General features: G+C 71.3%; 14 protein-coding genes and 1 pseudogene. 7 read left to right on the top strand and 8 right to left on the bottom strand.

Annotation, left to right across the window (positions count from 1 at the left end; all coding sequences use genetic code 11):
• Positions 1 to 3 precede the first annotated feature (3 nt).
• Positions 4 to 1,734, bottom strand: a complete 1,731-nt coding sequence (locus tag ACIBAE_RS22475) for a bifunctional 3'-5' exonuclease/DNA polymerase (RefSeq protein ID WP_399288374.1) — start codon at positions 1,732 to 1,734, stop codon at positions 4 to 6.
• A gap of 178 nt (positions 1,735 to 1,912) precedes the next feature.
• On the opposite strand from ACIBAE_RS22475, the gene ACIBAE_RS22470 reads away from it, so the two are divergent.
• Together ACIBAE_RS22470 and ACIBAE_RS22465 are read left to right on the top strand one after the other, a co-directional pair.
• On the top strand, positions 1,913 to 2,827 hold the full coding sequence (locus ACIBAE_RS22470) for an NADP-dependent oxidoreductase (RefSeq protein WP_399288371.1): 915 nt from the start codon (positions 1,913 to 1,915) through the stop codon (positions 2,825 to 2,827).
• A gap of 237 nt (positions 2,828 to 3,064) precedes the next feature.
• Positions 3,065 to 4,282, top strand: coding sequence for a DUF2786 domain-containing protein (locus ACIBAE_RS22465; RefSeq protein ID WP_399288368.1), 1,218 nt, complete (start codon positions 3,065 to 3,067; stop codon positions 4,280 to 4,282).
• 147 nt (positions 4,283 to 4,429) lie between these two features.
• Here the strand turns inward: ACIBAE_RS22465 and ACIBAE_RS22460 are convergent, their stop codons facing one another.
• The gene (locus ACIBAE_RS22460) at positions 4,430 to 4,927 is read right to left on the bottom strand and encodes a hypothetical protein (protein WP_399288365.1); all 498 of its coding nucleotides are present in this window, start codon (positions 4,925 to 4,927) and stop codon (positions 4,430 to 4,432) included.
• Positions 4,928 to 5,184: 257 nt separating this feature from the next.
• Here ACIBAE_RS22460 and ACIBAE_RS22455 point away from each other — a divergent pair, with 257 nt between their 5' ends.
• Complete coding sequence (locus ACIBAE_RS22455; protein WP_399288362.1) at positions 5,185 to 5,466, top strand: DUF397 domain-containing protein; 282 nt, start codon at positions 5,185 to 5,187, stop codon at positions 5,464 to 5,466.
• A gap of 99 nt (positions 5,467 to 5,565) precedes the next feature.
• On the opposite strand, the gene ACIBAE_RS22450 is transcribed toward ACIBAE_RS22455, so the two are convergent.
• Complete coding sequence (locus tag ACIBAE_RS22450) at positions 5,566 to 6,060, bottom strand: ATP-binding protein (protein WP_399288359.1); 495 nt, start codon at positions 6,058 to 6,060, stop codon at positions 5,566 to 5,568.
• Between the two features lie 333 nt (positions 6,061 to 6,393).
• On the opposite strand from ACIBAE_RS22450, the gene ACIBAE_RS22445 reads away from it, so the two are divergent.
• The 3 genes and pseudogenes from ACIBAE_RS22445 to ACIBAE_RS22435 all read left to right on the top strand — a co-directional run.
• On the top strand, positions 6,394 to 7,257 hold the full coding sequence (locus ACIBAE_RS22445; RefSeq protein ID WP_399288356.1) for a helix-turn-helix domain-containing protein: 864 nt from the start codon (positions 6,394 to 6,396) through the stop codon (positions 7,255 to 7,257).
• Between the two features lie 72 nt (positions 7,258 to 7,329).
• Positions 7,330 to 8,796 carry an aldehyde dehydrogenase family protein gene (locus ACIBAE_RS22440; RefSeq protein ID WP_399288353.1) on the top strand — a complete coding sequence of 489 codons (1,467 nt, stop codon included), beginning with the start codon at positions 7,330 to 7,332 and terminating at the stop codon, positions 8,794 to 8,796.
• Between the two features lie 24 nt (positions 8,797 to 8,820).
• Positions 8,821 to 8,964: pseudogene (locus ACIBAE_RS22435) on the top strand (DUF664 domain-containing protein); the annotation flags it as partial.
• Positions 8,965 to 9,045: 81 nt separating this feature from the next.
• Here ACIBAE_RS22435 and ACIBAE_RS22430 read toward each other — a convergent pair.
• The 4 genes from ACIBAE_RS22430 to ACIBAE_RS22415 all read right to left on the bottom strand — a co-directional run bounded on the left by ACIBAE_RS22430 (position 9,046) and on the right by ACIBAE_RS22415 (position 13,139).
• Positions 9,046 to 10,512: a glutamate decarboxylase gene (locus ACIBAE_RS22430; protein WP_399288350.1), complete on the bottom strand. Its 1,467-nt coding sequence runs from the start codon at positions 10,510 to 10,512 to the stop codon at positions 9,046 to 9,048.
• A gap of 105 nt (positions 10,513 to 10,617) precedes the next feature.
• Complete coding sequence (wrbA, locus tag ACIBAE_RS22425) at positions 10,618 to 11,241, bottom strand: NAD(P)H:quinone oxidoreductase (protein WP_399288347.1); 624 nt, start codon at positions 11,239 to 11,241, stop codon at positions 10,618 to 10,620.
• Between the two features lie 142 nt (positions 11,242 to 11,383).
• Positions 11,384 to 12,670: an ion channel protein gene (locus ACIBAE_RS22420; RefSeq protein WP_399288344.1), complete on the bottom strand. Its 1,287-nt coding sequence runs from the start codon at positions 12,668 to 12,670 to the stop codon at positions 11,384 to 11,386.
• A gap of 103 nt (positions 12,671 to 12,773) precedes the next feature.
• Entirely contained in the window at positions 12,774 to 13,139 is a 366-nt protein-coding gene (locus tag ACIBAE_RS22415) for a YbjQ family protein (protein WP_399288341.1), read from the bottom strand.
• Between the two features lie 186 nt (positions 13,140 to 13,325).
• Here ACIBAE_RS22415 and ACIBAE_RS22410 point away from each other — a divergent pair, with 186 nt between their 5' ends.
• Complete coding sequence (locus ACIBAE_RS22410) at positions 13,326 to 14,054, top strand: DedA family protein (RefSeq protein WP_399288338.1); 729 nt, start codon at positions 13,326 to 13,328, stop codon at positions 14,052 to 14,054.
• Positions 14,055 to 14,082: 28 nt separating this feature from the next.
• Here ACIBAE_RS22410 and ACIBAE_RS22405 read toward each other — a convergent pair whose 3' ends face one another.
• Entirely contained in the window at positions 14,083 to 15,783 is a 1,701-nt protein-coding gene (locus tag ACIBAE_RS22405) for a threonine/serine exporter family protein (RefSeq protein ID WP_399288335.1), read from the bottom strand.
• Between the last annotated feature and the right edge of the window lie 41 nt (positions 15,784 to 15,824).

Genomic DNA, 15,824 nt, shown 5'->3' with positions numbered 1-15,824 from the left:
GTGTCACTTCGCGTCCGAGTACCGCTCCACCGTCGCCGTCGTGAACGAGAACCGCACCGGCGTCTCACCGAAGGTGATCCGCCCGGCCAGCTCTCCGGCCGCGCGGATCGCTTCCGCCACCTCCTCGGCCTCCTCCTCCGGGCAGTGCACGATCACCTCGTCGTGCTGGAAGAAGACCAGCTCGGCGCGCATCCCCGCCGTCGCACGCCGCAGCGCGGCCAGCATCAGCAAGGCCCAGTCGGCCGCACTGCCCTGGACGACGAAATTCCGCGTGAAGCGGCCCCGCGCGCGGTCCTCCGACGACGTGCGGCCCCCGCCCGGCGTGAACTCGCCGTCGTCGGAGGAGGAGAAGGAGGAGGAGGAAGAGAAAGAGGCGGTGGCATCGCCCGGCTCCTGCGGGAGCCCGCCCTCGTCGTCGTCCTCCGTGAGGGCCGCCCGGGGCGGACTGGTCCGGCCCAGCCAGGTCCGTACGAGCCGGCCTTCCTGGCCCGCCCGCGCCGCGTCGTCCACATACGCGATGGCCAGGGGGAAACGGCGGCGCAGCGCCGCCAGGTTCTTCAGCCCGTCGCCGGACGTCTGGCCGTAGATCGCGCCCAGCAGGGCGAGCTTCGCGTGGGCGCGGTCCCCGGAGAAGGCGCGGTCGGACAGCGCCGTGTAGAGGTCGCCGTCGTGCCCGGCCACCTCCATCAGCCCCGGGTCGCGGGAGATCGCGGCCAGCACGCGCGGCTCCATCTGATCGGCGTCGGCCACCACCAGCCGCCAGCCCTCGTCGGCGACGACCGCCCGCCGGATCACCCGGGGGATCTGCAGGGCGCCGCCCCCGTTGGTCGTCCACCGCCCGGAGACCGTACCGCCCGGCAGGTACTCCGGCCGGAAGCGTCCCTCCCGCACCCAGTCCTGCAGCCAGCTCCAGCCGTGCGCCGTCCAGATCCGGTACAGCTTCTTGTACTGGATGAGCGGCTCCACCGCCGGATGATCGATCTCCTCCAGCTCCCAGCGCCGGGTCGATCTCACCTTGATACCGGTCTGGGCGAAGGCCTTCATGACATCGGCCGGCAGATCCGGCCGCACCCGCCGGCCGAACGCCTCCGACACCTGGTCCGCCAGCTCCGCGAGCCGGCGTGGTTCGCCCCCGCCCGCGTACCGCTCGCCGAGCAGCTCACGCAGCATCTCCCGGTGTACATCCGCCCGCCACGGCAGCCCCGCCCGGTGCATCTCGGCGGCCACCAGCATCGCCGCCGACTCGGAGGCGGTGAGCAGCCGCATCCGCCCGGGATGCTCGGCGTCCTGGTGGCGCCGCAACTGCTCCGCGTACACCTCCAGCAACCCCTCGAACGGCACGTCCCGCCCCGCGTGCGGCTCGAACAGGGAGGACTGCGAGCCCGGCACGGCCGAACGCGCGGGCGGGTCGGGGGGCACCGCTCCGCGCCGCAGCCGGGCCCAGGCGGCCGCCGCCGACCGGGGCTCCCCGAGCCGCCCCTCGTGGCCGAGCAGCAGCAGCTCCGCCGCCTCGATGTCGTAACACCGCTCGATCCGCACGCCCGCGGCGAGCAGCCGTGGATACAGCTCGGCGGTGGAACGCCACACCCACCGCCCGACCTCCGGCAGCCGCGCCCTGACCGCCGCCACCAGATCGGGCTCCCGGAGGACGGGCCCGGCCGGCCGCCCGTCCGCGCCCAGCGGAACGAGCAGCGCGCCGCCGCCGTCCGCCGCCAGAGCCCATCGTTCGGTCATGGAAGCGAGTCTCGCAGGCGGGTCTGACATCGGCTCGAAAGGCGGGACGGGCCCGATACCGGGAAAATCGATGGCGGGGTCACGGCCGGAGGCCCGGCCGCAGGGCGTACGCGGTACGCGCGGTACGTGACGTACGCGACGCACACAACGCACCTACCTATCGCATGTGGAGGCCGATATGAAGGCGATCACTTTCGAGGAGTTCGGCGGTCCCGAGGTCCTGCACGTCAAGGACATGGAAGAACCACACGCGGGTCCCGGCGAGGTCCGGGTGGCGGTGCGGGCGGCGGGCGTCAACCCGATGGACTTCAAGATCCGCCGGGGGACGATGGAGCAGGTCTTCCCCACACCGCTGCCGGCCGTCCCCGGTCTGGAGTTCGCCGGTGTGGTCGACGAGATAGGCGCCGGGGTCACCGAGGTCGCCGTCGGCGACGACGTGCTGGGCTGGAGCGCCGGCGGTGCCTACGCCCGGTACGCGCTGGCCGACACCATCGTCCGCAAGCCAGCCGACCTGGCGTGGACGGAGGCGGCGGCGCTGCCGGTCGCGGCGGAGACGTCCGAGCGGGTGCTCGACCTGCTCGCGCTGCGGAACGGCGAGACGCTCCTGCTGCACGGCGCGGCGGGCGCGGTCGGGTCGGTCGCGGTCCAGCTCGCGGTGGCGCGCGGTGCGACGGTGATCGGCACGGCCTCCCCGGCCAACCACGGCTACCTGCGGTCGCTGGGCGCGATCCCGGTGGCGTACGGCGACGGCCTCGTCGAACGCGTCCGCGCGGTCGCCCCCCAGGGCATCGACGCGGTCTTCGACGTGGCCGGAAAGGGGGCGCTGCCCGACTCGATCGAACTGCGCGGCGGCACGACCGACCGGATCGTCACCATCGCCGACGCGGGCGCCGCCGGGCTCGGGGTCACCTTCTCGGGCGGCGGCGGATCGCCGGAGGCGAAGCGCGCCGCCCTCGCCGAGGGCGTCCGTCTGGCGGCCGACGGCACGCTGCGGCTGCGGGTCGCGCAGGCGTTCCCCCTGGCGGACGCGGCGAAGGCGCAGGCGGAGAGCGAGCGGGGCCACGCGGCCGGAAAGCTCGTGGTCACGCCCTGACCCGCGCCGGGTCTCCTCCCGCCGGCAGACCCGCCGACAGGCTCGTCATCAGGCCCGTCAGCTGGCCCGGCGCGAGGTCCTTCCTCCGCGCGGGCCGCCTGTGGACAGAGGGACTCCTGCGCAGGTAGCGCAAGTGTTCGATATCCACAGCCTGTGGACAAGTTCATCCGGCCGGACCTGGGATCATCGAGGGATGCGCGCACGGCCACGGATGGACAACAGGGAGGCGGCGGCGTCATGAGTACCGCTGTGGGTACCGTCGAGCGGGCCCTTGCCGCCGCGCTCTCCACCGATCGCGGCGAGGGTGTCGACACCGGCGCCTCCCTGATCGCCGCCGACCCGTCGGCGGACGCCGAAGTGCGGCGGCGCGGCGAGCAGTTCGTCCGCCTCGCCTGGGAGCGCGGCTGGCAACCCGCCGATGTCGTACGCCTTGTCCGCCGCGACCTCGACGAGCCGCACGTCCGGCTCGTCGCCGGGCTGATCGAGGGGGAGGGGCGGCGCTACGAGCGGCAGGCACCGCGCTGGGCTGCCCAGCTCGCGGAGCTGAAGCTGGAGCAGGAGGCGCGGCCGGAGGCGTACCGGGCCGACCGCTTCTCGTACGCCACCACCGTCCTGGAGCTGTACCTGCTGCTGATCCGGCTGCCCGCCGTAGAGCCGGTGGGGCCGGTGCCCGGCGCCCCCGTGCACCTGGCCCCCGTGGACGGCGAGCCGCGCATGCTCACCCGTATCCGGGCCCTGCTCGCCAAGGCGGAGGCGACCGGCTATCCGCAGGAGGCCGAGGCACTCACCGCCAAGGCGCAGGAGTTGATGGCACGCCACAGCATCGACGAGGCGCTGCTCGCCGACCGGACCCACCGGGGCGATGTGCCCGGTGCCTGCCGGATCGGGGTCGACGCGCCGTACGAGACGGCGAAGGCGATCCTGCTCGACGCCGTCGCCTCCGCGAACCGCTGCCGCGCGGTGTGGAACTCCGCGTACGGCTTCTCGACGGTCGTCGGCTTCGAGCCCGACCTGGAGGCCGTCGAGCTCCTCCACACCTCCCTGCTGGTGCAGGGCACGGCGGCGATGACCCGCGCCGAGGCGGCTCAGCGCGCGGCCGGACGCAAGCGGACGAAGACGTTCCGGCAGTCGTTCCTGATGGCTTACGCGCACCGCTTGGGCGAGCGCCTGGCCATGGCGACCGAACAGGCCACGGAGGAGGCGGCGGGAGCGGCGGACGGGCAGGCCGACGCCGGTGGCGGCGCACTGCTGCCCGTCCTCGCGGCGCGGGACGTGGCGGTGGCCGACCGCGCGGACCGGATGTTCCCGGAGACGGTGTCGACACGGGTCCGGGGCATCACGGACGAGGCGGGCTGGCACGACGGGACGTCGGCGGCCGACCGGGCGCATGTGCCGGGCGGTACGCGGACCGGTGCCGGCCGGAGCCGGCCCGGCCGGATCCGGCCGGCGGGCTGAGCACGCGAACGGCGGAGGGTGCCCGGCGTCACGGCCGGGATCCCGGGCCGGGGTCTCGGGCCGGGGTCTCGGCCCGGGGTCTCGGGCCGGGCTCAGGCCGGGCTCAGGCCGGGCTCAGGCCGGCCGGACCGGGCCGGGCGGGCGGTCTCACGGGCTCGGCGAGCTGAGGTCGATCTTCGCCAGCGTGTCCTTCCTGTCGCCGCCCCAGGAGATCACCAGGGTCTTGCCGTCGTTGGACTCGATCGTCCCCATGGCGCGGTCGGTGGCGCCGTCCTCGCAGGTGAGGGTGAGCATGGGCTCGCCCATGTCCTGCACCGAGCCCTGACAGATGCTCTGGTCGGCGACGAGCGCCACCTTGCCGGACTTGACGGACAGCGCGACGGCCTTGCCGTCGGTCCGCCCGGTCCACGTGCCCTCGATGTCGGCGCCCGCCGCGTTCGAGCCGGAGCCGGAGCCCGAACCGGCATCGGCCGCGGGGCTGCCGCCCGATCCGCCCGGTGCGGCGCCGGCGGCGCCCTTGTCCTTGCCGGAGCCGCCGGCCGAGCCGCCGCCGGTGTCCCCGCCGCCGTCGCATCCGCCGAGGGTGAGGGTGAGCGCGGCGACGAGCCCGGCCGCCGTGATGCCCGCCCGTACGAGCCTCTGCACGTTCCGCTCCCCCTGTCGATGTGCTGGACCGCGCCAAGTTACCAGGATGCTTTTCCCACGAACGGGGAGCCGGAAGGCCGTGGGATGCGTCTCTTCACAGAGTGCGGGTAGTCGAGTCCGAACGGTGCAGCTCAGCCAGGTGTCTGTAACCAAGGGAACACCCCGCGTGCACGTGCATCTGCTCATGCGTATGCACATGAACAGAGCTATGATCCGAGAAAGTTGACACCTGCACCTTGCGACTCGGGGAGCGACCTGTGCACCACGTGTACAACGGCATAACGGCCACAGAGCTTCACGGAGTCGTCTGGCAGAAGAGCAGGCACAGCAACTCCCAGGGCTCCTGTGTGGAGTTCGCCAAGCTGCCTGACGGGGATGTGGCGGTACGGAACTCACGCCACCCCGACGGACCCGCGCTCGTGTACACCACGGCCGAGATCGAGTCCATGCTGCTGGGCGCCAAGGCCGGCGAATTCGACCACCTGACGGGCACGCCAGGCATGGCTGACACGGCCGACTCGACCGGCACGGCGGCATAACGGAATCCCCGATCGCGCCCGCCGCGCTGGACCGGTCAGTACAAGGCTGGACCGGTCAGTACAAGCCAACTGAAGCGGTCGGCCCACCGGCCGGCCGCGTCACTCGTTCCGCAGCTGGAACAGGGCCCAGACCACCTTGCCGTGCAGCGTCCCCGCCAGCGGATGCCAGCCCCAGGTATCGCTGAACGAGTCCACGAGGAACAGCCCCCGGCCGGACTCCGCCGCGCAGTCCTCGTCCGTCTGCCGCGCCAGCGGGCTCGCATGGCTGGGGTCCCGTACCGCGCACACCAGCCGGGACGTCCACCGCATCAGATGCAGGCGTACGGGATGGTCGTACGGCTCTCGCTGGCCGTCGGCGGGCAGGGCGTGCCGCAGCGCGTTGGTGACGAGTTCGGAGACGACCAGCGCGACATCGTCGAAGCGGTCGTTCAGATCCCACTGCCCCAGCGTGGTCCGGGTGAACTGCCGTGCCCCGCGCACCGCCTCATAGCGAGGCGGCAGAGCACACGACGCCGAGCTGGCGCCCCCCGCGGGATCGATGGGGGGAAGGCCCTGCCTTAACGGCTGGAGCATGGTCGATCCATTCGTCCCCATGCGAGGCACTCCCGGGATTCGCGGCCGTGGCGATACTGCGGTGGTTCAACGTCCATCACGTCAAGCACGAACGAGCACGCAGGTGCGCGGGGACCATGCTTCCGAATGCGCAGGGCAGATGCAAGGGCAGATGCACGTGCACGAGCCTGGCCTGTCCCCGCATGTGCTGGTTCCTTACCGTTTCTTCTCGTGACTACTTTCGACTCCCCCGCAAAGCATTCTTATTTCCGTAATCGAACGAGTACGGGCTGAAGCGTTTTGGTGGCAGAATCCGGCTCTTGGGGTTCGGGGGTGCTCCAGGAAGAACCACATGTGATGGGGAGGGTTGGAGACGTGACCGCAGCCGAATCGGGCGGTTCCGTGGTGCGGCGCATCCTGCTGGGCTCACAGCTGAGGCGGCTGCGCGAGACGCGCGGCATCACACGCGAAGCCGCCGGCTACTCGATCCGCGCATCCGAGTCCAAGATCAGCCGTATGGAGTTGGGACGGGTGAGCTTCAAGGCCAGGGACATCGAGGACCTGCTGACCCTCTACGGGGTCGCCGACGAGGGCGAGCGCGGCGCCCTCCTCGGCCTCGCACGCGAGGCCAATGTCGCGGGTTGGTGGCACAGCTTCGGCGATGTGCTGCCCGGCTGGTTCCAGACGTACATCGGTCTGGAAGGCGCCGCCTCACTCATCCGTATCTATGAAGTGCAGTTCGTCCACGGCCTGTTGCAGACCGAGGCGTACGCGCACGCGGTCGTCAGCCGGGGCATGCAGGGCGCACCCTCCTCCGACATCGACCGCCGGGTCGCCCTGCGGCTGGAGCGGCAGAAGGCTCTCGTCTCCGAGCGGGCGCCACGCTTCCACGCCGTCCTCGACGAGGCCGCGCTGCGCCGCCCGTACGGTGACCGTGCCGTGATGCAGGGCCAGTTGAGGCATCTGATAGAGGTCTCGGAGCAGGCGAACATCACCCTGCAGGTGATGCCGTTCAGCTTCGGCGGGCACGCCGGCGAGAGCGGCGCGTTCACCATGCTGAGCTTCCCCGAGTCGGATCTCTCCGATGTCGTCTTCCTGGAACAGCTGACCAGCGCGCTGTATCTGGACAAGCGCGAGGAAGTCGCCCAGTACGAACGGGTGATGGAACGGCTGAAGGAGGACAGTCCGGGCCCCGAGGAGAGCCGGGACGTCCTGCGCGGACTGCTCCAACTGATCTGAGGCATCAGTACGATGACCGTGACGACGCCACAGGCGTCACACCAGGAGTTTGCACCTGCAGTGAGGGATCGCATGTCCTACTTCACCGACCTGGCCCATCAGTACATCGACGGCGAGTGGCGGGCCGGCAGCGGCTCGTGGGACATCATCGACTTCAACCCGTACAACGGGGAGAAGCTCGCCGCCATCACGGTCGCGACGGCCCTGGAGGTCGACCAGGCGTACCGTGCCGCCGAGCGCGCGCAGCGGGCCTGGGCCGAGACCAATCCGTACGCCCGCCGACGGGTCATCGACCGTGTGCTCAGGCTGGTCGAGGAGCGCGAGGACGACATCGTCGAGGCGATCATCGACGAGCTGGGCGGTACGCGGCTCAAGGCGGAGTACGAGGTCGGGGCCGCGCGGGACTTCCTGCGCGAGGCCGGCCACCTGGCGCTGCGCCCCGAGGGCCGGATCCTGCCGTCCCTGGTCGACGGCAAGGAGAACCGCGTCTACCGGCTGCCGGTCGGGGTCATCGGCGTGATCAGCCCCTTCAACTACCCGTTCCTGGTGACGATCAAGGCGGTGGCGCCCGCGCTGGCGCTCGGCAACGCCGTCGTGCTCAAGCCCAACCAGAACGCGCCCGTCGTCGGCGGCGGCCTCATAGCCAAGCTCTTCGAGGACGCGGAACTCCCCGCCGGACTGCTCAACGTCCTGATCACGGACAGCGCGGAGATCGGTGACACGCTGATCGCGCACCCCGTCCCGAAGGTGATCTCGTTCTCCGGCTCCGACCGGGTCGGCAGCCACGTCGGAGCCGTCGCGGGCGCCCATTTCAAGCGGACCATTCTCGAACTGAGCGGCAACAGCGCGCTGGTCGTCCTCGACGACCTGGACGAGGCGGGCATCGACTACGCGGTGGACGCGGCGGTGGCCAGCCGGTTCGTCTTCCAGGGCCAGGTCTGCATGGCCGCCAACCGGATCCTGGTGGACCGCTGTGTCGAGCGGGAGTTCACCGAGAAGTTCGTGGCGAAGGTGGCGGCGCTCAGGACCGGCGACCCGCGTGACCCCGAGACCCATATCGGCCCGGTCATCAACACCTTCCAGGCGGACGCGCTGACGGCGCTGGTGGACCAGGCCCTCGCGGATGGGGCGACGGCGCTGCTGCGAGGCCGGACGCGCGGCAATCTCGTGGAGCCGACGGTGCTGGCGGGGCTGCCGGACGACTCGCCGCTGATGCGGCAGGAGATCTTCGGGCCCGTGGTGCTGCTGGTCCCGTTCGACGGGGAGGAAGAGGCGGTACGGCTCGCGAACGACACCCCGTACGGGCTGAGCGGGGCCGTGCACACGTCGAACGTGGAGCGGGGCGTCCGGTTCGCCAAGCGGATCGTGACCGGCATGATGCACGTCAACGACTCGACCATTCAGGACGATCCGCTGGTGCCGTTCGGCGGGGAGAAGTGCTCGGGGATCGGCCGGCTCAACGGCGACGCGACGGTGGAGGCGTTCACCACGCAGAAGTGGATCTCGGTGCAGCACAGCCGTACGGGGTTCCCCTTCTGAGCGCTCGTGCCCGCTGATCGGGTACCGCCGCCGCTCGTACCGCCGCACCGGCTGCTGCTGCGGCTGATCATGGAGATGTCCCGGCACGCCGGCCACGCCGACATCATCCGCGAGACGCTCGACGGGAGGACGGCCTTCGAGCTGGTGGCGATGGAGTCGCGCCGCTGACGGGGTGACAGGGCTGGGGCGCCGGGAACGTCACCAGGACCTCTCGTCTGGATCTTGCCGGGCTGATCCAGACGAAAGTCGCTAGTGATGGAAGGACGTGGCGGTCGCCCTGTCCCGCTCCGGCGGACACTCCTGGTCCCTCAGTTCGGGCAGCAGCTGCCGCAGGTCGGCGCAGAGCAGCGCGGCGAGGTCGGCGGAGAAGCCGTTGCGGCAGACCACGCGCAGGACGGACAGATCCTCGCGGTTGGCCGGGAAGGTGTACGCGGGGACCAGCCAGCCGCGTTCGCGCAGCCGGCGCGAGACGTCGAACACATCGAAGTTCCGTACGTGCGGAGCGGTGGTGAAGGCGAACACGGGCAGTTCGTCGCCCCGCGTGAGCAGCCGGAAATCGCCCATGGACTCGATCTCCGCGGACAGCTTCATGGCGATGTCCCGCGCCGTTTGCTGCACTGCCCGGAAGCCGTCCCGGCCCAGCCGCAGAAACGTGTAGTACTGCGCGACGACCTGCGCGCCCGGCCGGGAGAAGTTCAGCGCGAAGGTGGGCATGTCACCGCCCAGGTAGTTCACCCGGAAGACCAGCTCCTTCGGGAGTTCGGCGGACGAACGCCACAGCGCCCAGCCGACGCCCGGGTAGACCAGCCCGTACTTGTGCCCGGAGGTGTTGATGGAGGAGACGCGCGGCAGCCGGAAGTCCCAGACCAGATCCTCGTCGAGGAAGGGCGCGATCATGGCGCCGGACGCCCCGTCGACATGGACGGGGATGTCGAGGCCCGTACGTTCCTGGAGTGCGTCCAGCGCCTCGCACAGCTCGGCGACCGGTTCGTAACTGCCGTCGAAGGTGGACCCCAGCACGGCCACCACGCCGATGGTGTTCTCGTCGCAGAGGTCGGCGGCGGCCCCCGGGTCGATGTGGAACCGGTCCCCGTCCATGGGCACCAGCCGCGCCTCGACCTCCCAGAAATTGCAGAACTTCTCCCAGCAGACCTGGACGTTGACGCCCATGACGAGATTCGGTCGCGCGGTCGCCGGATAGCGCGCCGTGTTGCGGGCGGTCCAGCGGCGCTTGAGCGCCATCCCGGCGAGCATGCAGGCCTCGCTGGAACCGGTGGTCGAGCAGCCGACGGCCGTCGCCGGGTCGGGGGCGTTCCAGAGATCGGCGAGCATCGCCACGCACCGCCGCTCCAGTTCGGCGGTGCGCGGGTACTCGTCCTTGTCGATCATGTTCTTGTCCCGGCACTCCTCCATCAGCACCGAGGCCTGCGGTTCCATCCAGGTGGTGACGAAGGTGGCGAGGTTGAGCCGGGAGTTGCCGTCGAGCATCAGCTCGTCGTGGACCAGCTGATACGCGGTCTCGGGCGGGATCGGGCCGTCGGGAAGCCGGTGCGTGGGCGGGGCCGAGGTCATGTCGCCGGTCGGATCGGCCGCCGCGTAGAAGGGGTTGATCGACAGCCTGCGCAGCTCGGCGAGCTCCTTCGCGTCGGGCGGCTCGCCCGCCGGTCCGGCCCCTGTGCGGCTGGCTGGGCGGTATCCGCCTCGGTGGAGTGGCATCGGCTTTCCCCGTCTTCCGTCGGTGCTCGTCGGCTGCTGGTCCGGTGGTGGTCCGGTGCTCGTCGGCTGCTTGTCCGCCGCTTGTCCGCCGCTCTTCGGTACGGGTCAGCTCTCGGCGGCCAGGCCGGCCTTGATGGCGCGGGTGAACTTCACGACCCGCTCGGCCTGGACCTTGGCGGCCTGGAGGGTCTTCTCGTCCACCGGGATGTCGCCCATGCCGCCGACGTGCGAGGTGCCGTACGGATTGCCGTCGACGAACTTCGACTCGTGGGTGTAGCCGGGGGCGACGAGGATGCCGCCGAAGTGGTGAATCGTGTTGTAGAGCGCCAGCAGGGTGGATTCCTGGCCGCCGTGCGTGGTGGCCGAGGCGGTGAAGCCGCTGTACACCTTGTCGGCGAGCGCGCCCTGCTGCCACAGCCCGCCCAGGGTGTCGATGAACTGCTTGAGCTGGGACGAGATGTTGCCGTACCGGGTGGGGGAGCCGAAGATCACGGCGTCCGCCCAGATCATGTCGTCGGGCGAGACCTCCGGGACGTGGGAGGTCGCCTCGGCGTTGGCGGCCCAGGCGGGGGTGGCGTCGATCACCGCTCGCGGGGCGAGTTCCGCCGTCTTGCGGAGCCGGACGGCCGCGCCGGCCCGTTCCGCGTCGTCGGCGATGGCCTTGGCCATCCTGGCGATGGTCCCGGTGGAGGAGTAGTAGATGACGGCGACGTTCACGGACGTGGGCATGTGACTACCTCGGTGCTCGGCCGGGTGCGGGTGCTGGTGCGGGGGCAGCGCGCCTTCCGGCGTTGACAATACGGACAAATCGCGTGATCGGCTCGCCGGAACGTGCGGTGGCCGGCGCCGGTGACGGGGGCGGCCGTGCCAGTCACCGCAGCGACGTGCCGTCCTCGCGGAGCTGCATCTGGGGGCGGCCGGTGACCAGCAGCCAGGCGGGGACGATGGCCACGCAGAGCAGCGGGAGGATGTTCGGGTCGGAGACCATGACGGCCGCGGTGAACAGGCTGAGCCAGCCCTGCCGGGTGACCGCGAGCAGCACGCCCAGCACTCCGCAGACCACGCCCAGGGCGGGCGGGACGGCCGGGACGAGCGCGTGGGCGCACAGCCCGAGCGCGACCCCCACGAAGACGGCCGGGAAGATCCGGCCGCCCCGGAATCCGCAGGCCGCGGCGACCGTCATCGCGGCCAGTTTCACCACCGTCATCAGCGCGAACGACCCTGCCGACCAGCCGTCCGGATGCGCCGCCAGGGTCTTCACCTCGTCCAGGCCCTTGAAGAGCGTCAGCTTGCCGCCGAGCGCCCCGAGCAGGCCGAGTGCCAGCCCGCCCGCCGTCAGCGCCAGGACGGGGTGTCCGAGGCGCCGGAAGAGCGCGTGGACGTACGGGAACGCGTACACCGCCGCCATGCCCAGTGCCGTCGCCAGCGGGGCGATGATCAGGGCCGCCAGAAGCTCGCTCCCGTGGGTGCCCGGATACGGCGGCAGGTCGAGGTCGAAGGTCGGGTGGTCGATCAGTACGGTCGTCAGCCCGCCCGCCCCGGCCGCGACCAGCGGGCCGAACAGCTTGTCCCAGAGCGACCCGGGGGCCGGCCTGGCGGCGAACGTCTCGGTGAGGATCAGCGCGGCCGCCACCGGCGTGCCGAAGAGCGCCCCGATCGTGCCCGCGGCGGCGAGCGGGAGCCAGATCGCGGCCGGGGCCTTCGGCGCCGCTTTCCGGCCCAGCCAGTAGGTCAGCGCGATGTTGGACGCGGTGATCGGGTTCTCCGGACCGAGGCTCACCCCTCCCGCCAGGGCGAGGCCGGTGACCACCAGCAGCCCCGGCACCACCCCGACGGGCAGTGGCTTGTCGACCAGCCCGGTGGTGGCCGGGTCGGGCCCGGCATGGCCGTGCACCTGGCGGGCGACGATCCCGACCGCCAGCCCGGTGGCCGTGAGCATCACGATCATCCAGAGGGACGAGTACGGGCCGACGCCGAGGGCGTCGGGCAGGGTGCCCCAGAGCACGTCCTTGAGCTGGCCCGCGACCTCGCTCACCCCGAGCAGGACCAGAGCGGCCATGACGCCGACCGCCAGCGAGGGGAGGACCAGGGGCAGCAGGGTGCGCGCGGACACGGGTGGGGCGGTGGACTGAGCAGCGGACGGAGCGTCGTTGGCCACGCGCTCACCGTATCCGCACAAAAGCCGCGAAGTGGCCGTATGAAAGCCATGAGCCGGGCCGCTGTCCGCGGCGGTCGCCCGGACGGGACCCAGGCGTCCCGTCCTACTCCTCGACGATCACGACGGCCGTGCCGTACGCGCAGACCTCCGCCCCCACGCCCGCCGCCTCGGTCACGTCGAAACGCATCGCCAGCACGGCGTTGGCCCCCCGCGAGTGAGCCTGCTCGACCAGGCGTTCCATCGCCTGGTTGCGGGTCTCCACGAGCGTCTTCGTGAGCCCCCTGAGCTCGCCGCCGACCATCGACTTGAATCCGGCGCCCACCTGGCTCCCCAGGTGCCGGGAGCGCACGGTGAGGCCGAAGACCTCGCCGATCACCTTCCGCACCTGATGGCCGGGGACGTCGTTCGTGGTGACGACCAGGACGTCGGCCCCGGGGCCCTGTCCACCGCTGTAATCGTCGATGCCCATGTGGGTCCGCCTTCCTCAGGAGTGCCCGGAGGCTTGTCAGGCCCAGCTTTATGCCGGTATGACCGGAGTGCATGTCGAACGACCGGGTGGAACCCGGGGCGACGGACAGGCGTTGATAGTTTGTGAGCGGCCGACCATGCCGAGAATCGACGATCGACCGACTGATGACACAGGAGTCCGGAACCCGTGACCACCCTTGCGCTCGGACCCAGCTGGCTGGACCCGGACTATCTGATCAGCACCTTCGGGCTCATCGGCGTCCTGGCCATCGTCTTCGCCGAATCCGGCCTGCTCATCGGGTTCTTCCTGCCGGGCGACTCGCTGCTCTTCACCACCGGCCTGCTGGTGACGGCCGGCAGTCTGGACCAGCCGCTGTGGCTCGTCTGCGTCCTGGTGGCCCTCGCCGCGATCATCGGTGACCAGGTCGGCTACCTCTTCGGCCGCAAGGTCGGCCCCTCGCTGTTCAAGCGCCCGGACTCCAAACTCTTCAAGCAGGAGAACGTCGAGAAGGCGCACGAGTTCTTCGAGAAGTACGGCCCCAAGTCGCTCGTCCTGGCCCGCTTCGTGCCCGTCGTCCGTACGTTCACGCCGATCATCGCCGGTGTGAGCCGGATGAACTACCGCTCGTTCATCACCTACAACATCGTCGGCGGCACGCTCTGGGGGGCGGGCGTCACGCTGCTGGGGGCGGCGCTCGGCAAGATCCAGTTCGTGCGCGACAACGTCGAGACGATGCTCATCCTGATCGTGCTGCTCTCGGTGGTGCCGATCGCGATCGAATACCTGCGGGCACGCTCGAAGTCGAAGAAGTCCGCCGGGACGGACGGCGGCGGCACCGGCACGGCGGCGCCGGAGGGGCCCGGCGGACCGGGCACCCCGGGGGGATCCCAGCGCGGACGGCACGCCAGGCGCTGACGCGGCCCGTCCCGGGCTCCGTCCGGTGTCAGAAGCCGCGCGTCCGCTTGGCCGCGCGGCGGCCCGACGCCCGGCCCGCTCCCGGCACCCTGAGGAACAGCCGTGAGATCTCGCCACCGAGGTTCACCCCGATCGCGATCGCCAGCGCCAGCGCCGCCGCCTTGGACAGCGACGCGAAGCCCCGGTCCAGATGGTTCTGCGCGATGCCCAGCAGCCCGAAGTACGTCGCGGAACCGGGCAGCAGCGGGCCGATCGCGGCGGTGACGTACGGCAGCGCCGAGGCGAACTGGTAGCGCGAGAAGAGCTGCCCGAACAGGCCCACCAGACCGGCCGCGACCGCCGTCGCCGCCACCGGCGAGATCCCCGCCGTGTCGTGCATCGCCGCGTAGACGACCCACGCGACGCCGCCGTTCAGGGCCACCATCAGCACGGTCGAACGTTCCTGCTGGAGCAGGATCGCGAAGGCCAGGCTCAGCACCACCGACGCGAGGATCTGCACCACCGGACGTTCGGCGGTGTGCAGCGCCGCGTCCGGGTTCAGCTGGGCGTCCAGCTGCACCCCGAGATAGAGCACCAACAGCACGCCGATGACGATCGCGATGAAGAAGTACATGACTTCGAGCAGCCGCGCCGACGCGGTGATGTAGTAGCCCGTCAGCCCGTCCTGCACCCCCGCGACCAGCGCCCGCCCCGGCAGCAGCGCGAAGAGCCCACCGGTGATGACGGCCGAGGGCCGGATCTCCCAGTGCGCGGCCGAGCCCAGCACCGTCAGCGCCACCCCGACCGCGGCGGGCGGCATCGCCGCCACCACGAACTGGTAGAACTCCGGCAGCCCGCGCCCCGCGAGCAGCCACGCCAGCCGGTCCCCGAGCATCGCGCCCAGCGCCGCCGCCACGAAGACCACGAAACCGCCGCCGACCAGCACGGAGGCGGCGCCGGCCAGCACCCCGCTCGCCACGGTCAGCGCCCAGCCCGGGTAGGGGTGCCGGTTGCGCCGGATCTCCGCGAGCCGCCGGTACGCCTCCTCCAGCGTGACGTCCGTGTCCGGGGTGGTGATGTCGCCGATGAGCGTGTAGACGGCGGCCAGCCGCGTGTAGTCGGTGCCCCGCCGCCGCACCGTCCGACTGGCCGTCACCGGGTCCTCCACCAGCGACGGCTGATGGGAGATCGACAGCAGGGTGAAGGTGACGTTCGGCTCGCAGCGGTCGAGGCCGTACGCGCGGCAGACCGCGAACATCGCGGCCTCGACGTCCTCGGCGCCCTCACCGCCCGCCAGCAGCAGCTCACCGATACGCAGCGTCAGGTCCAGCACGCGCGGCACCGCGGGCCCGCTGTCGTCGTGCCGCTGCACCGTCTCCGGTACGGGCCGGTCGCCGACCGGCATCCGCAGCAGGGTGCGCATCTGGTCCTGCCAGGGCGCCTCCTTGGCCAGGGTGACCATGGGGACGCCGTACGCGGGGGTGAACGCGGGCGGCGAGTGCCGGGCGCTGTAGGTGCTCGGACCGCTGCCGGGGGCGCCGCCCGAGGTACCGGGAGGGGTGTCGAAGGCGGATCCCCCGGGCTCGGCCGGCGCTTCTGTGCTCAGGCCCTCCGGAAGCGCGAACTCCGACGTGGGCTGGTCGTCCTCGGGAGCCGGCGGCCGCCCCACCCCGGCCGGCGGGGTGAAAGCGCTGCGCGCCTCGTCCGACTGCGGCTTGCGGTCCTCAGGACCGTCCGGCTCGGCCACCACTGTCCACGCCCTCGCTCCCTGTCGTGCCCGCCCTGTCGTTC

Source organism: Streptomyces sp. NPDC051569 (assembly GCF_044454085.1).
Lineage (GTDB): Bacteria > Actinomycetota > Actinomycetes > Streptomycetales > Streptomycetaceae > Streptomyces.
The sequence above is the reverse complement of the archived record's forward strand: the minus strand, read 5'-3'. Positions and strand labels throughout refer to the sequence as shown.